The sequence below is a fragment of the Sulfoacidibacillus ferrooxidans genome (genome assembly GCF_022606465.1).
Lineage (GTDB): Bacteria > Bacillota > Bacilli > Alicyclobacillales > SLC66 > Sulfoacidibacillus > Sulfoacidibacillus ferrooxidans.
Map to the genome: position 1 here is coordinate 1 of NZ_JALBUF010000043.1, position 3,820 is coordinate 3,820.

A 3,820-nucleotide genomic window follows, 5' to 3' on the forward strand; every position below is an offset into this window, starting at 1 on the left:
GGCTCACTAGATACCGAGACGTCATACGCAGGAAAATAATCTCCTTGCGATCAGACTGACCCTCTGTATCTTTTGTCGCTCGATCATACGGTGGATTGAGCCACATCAGGCCAAACGCTTGTTTGTCGATCCTGGCGTGTTCAATCGCCACGTGTTTTACGTGATCGAGGACAGCGGACGCTTGTTTAGCTCGGGCGCCGTCTAGCTCAATCCCGTAGGTGACCGCCTGTGTGCCCTTGGCTAACCGACTTAACGCCTCTCCTTCACCTGCGCACGGATCTAGCATGCGCACAGGTGCATCAGGGACGTGCAACAACCGCTTGATCAAGTCCGTTTGGCTAGTTGGTGTAGGCACATAGCCCATTTTGCCTTCTTGTTCGATTCTCATCTTCGTCTCCCGTGTCATACAACAAGGAGACGGAAGGCGGTGGCCCTCTGTCTCCTTGTTGCAAGACAGAGGGGTTCACCTCCTATTTTAGAAAAAATGGATATGTTGATTAAGTAATGCGCCAAGGATTAACATGACGACCGTTCCAATGATCGTTGCATAATAGCCTGGCTTTGTAAGCATTGACTGCTTCATTTCCAACACTTCAGCCTTTGTTGCAGTATTAGCAAGAGCTTGTTTAATTTCTTTTACTTCTGCTTCCAATGCATCCATTCTTGAATTCAGATCATTGAAACGCAGATTCACGTTTTCATTCATTGAAGTAAAGCGTTGATTCATGTTTTCATTGATTGAAGTAAAACGCTGATTTACGTTTTCATTGATTGAAGTAAAACGCTGATTTACGTTTTCATTCATTTGTTGGATTTGATTGCTAATCAAAACCCATGGCATTTCGATAACTGAATGTTGTTGAATGTTGTCGTCCTCATCCATGACGCTATTCACGCCCCTTTTCCGCTCTATCATGTCTACTTCCATCTTACCACAAGAGCGGTGGGGCGAATGCCTTCCGTCTCATGATGTGCAAGACGGAAGGTTCACCTCCTCATTCGGTTGATTAACTAGCGATAGCTGAATGTGTTGTATCGACGCTGTTGATTGCCGCTATAATGGCATCGGACGCTTGTTGAATCCGTCCCATGGAATCTCGCAAGATCTCCACTGCATCGTCACCCGACCAACCGATCAAGTACCCAAACGTATAGTCCGATGAATCGATACCTAACGCTTGGCATACCAGGAAGGCGGTAGATTCTGCTTCTACTTCTTTGATCGTAGGCGGCAAACCCGACCGATGATGCAATAGACCATGCGCCCACTCGTGAGCGAGCGTTTTGATCTTTTGCGCGATCGGATTGGTGCCTAGAATCTCGATATGGCCATCCGTGTGATAAAACGCCCCGTTCGCACCATTGAGATCCGATGATTCATGCACAGGAAACGGACACGAATCCACCATGCGTTGTAGCAACTGCTCATCGACTTCTTGGTGAAGGAGATGAACTGCAGGTGCTTCAGGCAAGGGCTCACCAGCCGTTTGCTCGATATCAAAGACGTATACTGTGCGAAATCCGTAGATGACGCTTTTCGTCTCTTCGTTTTTGTCTTTTTTGACGAGAGGAGCGAATATTGCCATCCCCTTCTCGCCTTTTTTGACGTAGCGACCCTTTTTCCCCCACTCTTTAAATCCGGCTACATACGTTGCATCTGGATTTTGCGCCCAAATCATGAGCCGATTGTGAAAGGAATAGGAGGGAAAAGATGCGGCAAACTTGAGAAAGTTAGCCCATTCCCCATTGTCGATTAGTCTTTTTAGATGTGACTCTAACTTGTCCATGGCCTCATTTTTGTTCATATGTTCGCCCGCACGAAACCTGCTGGGGAACCCCCGCAAGTTTCGCGAGGGCTACCCCCTTTCGTGTGTTAGGTCGAATGCTACTTCACTTACTTATGATGTTTACTACTTCGTAGCCTATCTAGTTCAGCTATTCTACGATCACATGCTGCCATTAATTGTTTCTGTCTTGTTACTGAAAATATGGTGAAATACCCACCAACAATCAGACTCAAGATAATCGCTGCAGAAAAAATTACACGGGCACATGATGATTCAGTAAATGGGTATTTAAAAGTAGCTGCAAACCAGGCAACAACCAACAAAAAACCAAAATTAATCACCTTGTTTGCAATATATTTACCGAATTGTTCTTGTAATTCATGATAATTTCTCTTCGTGATCAGTTCATTCACAGTGTTCATCTTGTCAATTAGAGAAAGTTCTTTTGCGATATCTTTTTTTGTTATTTGTGTAGTTAATTTCATTGAATAACCCCCGTGGTTTTTAGTACAATCCCCACGTGCTCGCGCCGGGGATTGGTTACTCTCTCCCTGCGCGAGAGGGTGAATCCTTATTGAATAGGTTGTTGCAGATCTCCAACAAGAACGAGATCTTCTTGGCGATCGTCATCCATTCGATCCACGACGGGAACAACGTCACGCTTGGAGAGAAGGTGATGAATAAATAGCCTTCCCTTTTGCGTCCATTCCGTTGACATTCTCGCCATGTGTCTACCTTTACTGTTGAGGTACTCCGTCGTTTTCGACTTGGTATAGCCCATCCCGACATGCTCTTGGTAGAGGAGCCATTGATCGTTGATTTTGTACTGAACCTTTTCCCTATGAAGAATGTCATTCAACTTTTGACCAGAAAGTCCGTAGTCTTTCGCTATTTGCGAAATCGTGACGGTGTTGGTGGACTCGAGTATCTGATCGACATAGGTCAACTTCGGTTCATATTCTGCTATGCGTTGTTCTAGCATCATTTTTTGCGCTTGGAGTGATTGACGTTCACGTTCTTCTTCAATCCATTTCTCTGCGCGTTCGATAGGATCAGCGATCATATACGAAAAAACCTCTTGTTGATGCGCTAATTCCTGTTGCATCCGACGAAATTCTTTGATGTACGCCACCTTAAAATGCATGGCGTCTTTACCTGTATAGCCCATGGCTAAGAGTGTAAATCCATCTTCAGTCATCAGGTATTTTTGGTATGTTTGACCGTTCTGTTGCTTAGTGTAGGTGGTATCCTCAAAATTGAGGACACCCCATTCACTGTCGATATTTGCAATAATATTCCTAATGTCTCTTATGACATTGTCGTGTCTTTTCTCAAATACATTCGCCACGGTTAAGCTATCAGTGACCACTTTGCCATGATTGCTAAACACCAAGTGTTGTTGATCCATTTTTCATACCTCCAGTGGTTTGATTGACTCTCCCCACTGGCCATGCCGGGGAGAGTGTTGATCCCCTAGCATGGGTAGGCGTTCTTGGATTAGGCGGTTTGATTGCTTGCAGATGCCACCCGAACCGGAAGCACAATCGCTTTTTGGTTGGGGTTGTCCGATTCTAACTGAATGGGACTCGATGGACCCGTTGGCTTAATCGTGATCGTATCTCCGTCCATCGACTTGATGGCCTCGATCATGAATCGAACGTTAAACCCAAGGTGAAATGCTTCTCCTTGAATGGTCGCTTCCACCGAGTCCTCCACTTTCCCCACCACAGGATCCTGTGATCGGAGCTTCAACTGTCCATCGTTCGCCTCGAAATGTGCGATTTGATTGTCTGTCCCGTGGCTAATGATGAGCACACGCTCTAGAGTCTCCATGAGCACAGCACGTTTGACTGTATAGTGTGCAGCAAATCGTGTAGGCCAGATCTTCGTCATATCAGGGAACTTTGCATCAATCGCTTGAATCCGAAAACTTGTTCCCCCATCATTCCAACTGGCTGTCACGTGATTGTCTATAAGCACGAGATGAACCATTTCATCATCATCACTTGGCAACATCGCCGCTAAATGATCGA

General features: G+C 45.6%; 6 protein-coding genes. All 6 read right to left on the reverse strand.

The window, feature by feature from the left end; translation table 11 throughout:
• A partial coding sequence (locus MM817_RS16170) for a DUF6094 domain-containing protein (protein ID WP_241717049.1) occupies positions 1-388 on the reverse strand: 388 nt, incomplete at its 3' end.
• 87 nt (positions 389-475) lie between these two features.
• Positions 476-916 (reverse strand): hypothetical protein, encoded by a 441-nt coding sequence (locus tag MM817_RS16175; protein WP_241717051.1) that lies wholly within the window; start codon positions 914-916, stop codon positions 476-478.
• Between the two features lie 91 nt (positions 917-1,007).
• Positions 1,008-1,805, reverse strand: a complete 798-nt coding sequence (locus MM817_RS16180) for an ArdC-like ssDNA-binding domain-containing protein (protein WP_241717053.1) — start codon at positions 1,803-1,805, stop codon at positions 1,008-1,010.
• A gap of 89 nt (positions 1,806-1,894) precedes the next feature.
• Positions 1,895-2,272: a hypothetical protein gene (locus MM817_RS16185; protein WP_241717056.1), complete on the reverse strand. Its 378-nt coding sequence runs from the start codon at positions 2,270-2,272 to the stop codon at positions 1,895-1,897.
• Positions 2,273-2,358: 86 nt separating this feature from the next.
• Positions 2,359-3,195 carry a phage antirepressor KilAC domain-containing protein gene (locus tag MM817_RS16190; protein ID WP_241717057.1) on the reverse strand — a complete coding sequence of 279 codons (837 nt, stop codon included), beginning with the start codon at positions 3,193-3,195 and terminating at the stop codon, positions 2,359-2,361.
• 89 nt (positions 3,196-3,284) lie between these two features.
• Positions 3,285-3,820 (reverse strand): hypothetical protein (locus MM817_RS16195; protein WP_241717060.1); only part of this gene is annotated, 536 nt, incomplete at its 5' end.

Bases quoted from the DNA above. Each gene is read 5' to 3' on its own strand.
- MM817_RS16180 (WP_241717053.1), bottom strand. From the start codon at position 1,805: ATGAACAAAAATGAGGCCATGGACAAGTTAGAGTCACATCTAAAAAGA.
- MM817_RS16175 (WP_241717051.1), bottom strand. From the start codon at position 916: ATGATAGAGCGGAAAAGGGGCGTGAATAGCGTCATGGATGAGGACGAC.
- MM817_RS16190 (WP_241717057.1), bottom strand. From the start codon at position 3,195: ATGGATCAACAACACTTGGTGTTTAGCAATCATGGCAAAGTGGTCACT.
- MM817_RS16185 (WP_241717056.1), bottom strand. From the start codon at position 2,272: ATGAAATTAACTACACAAATAACAAAAAAAGATATCGCAAAAGAACTT.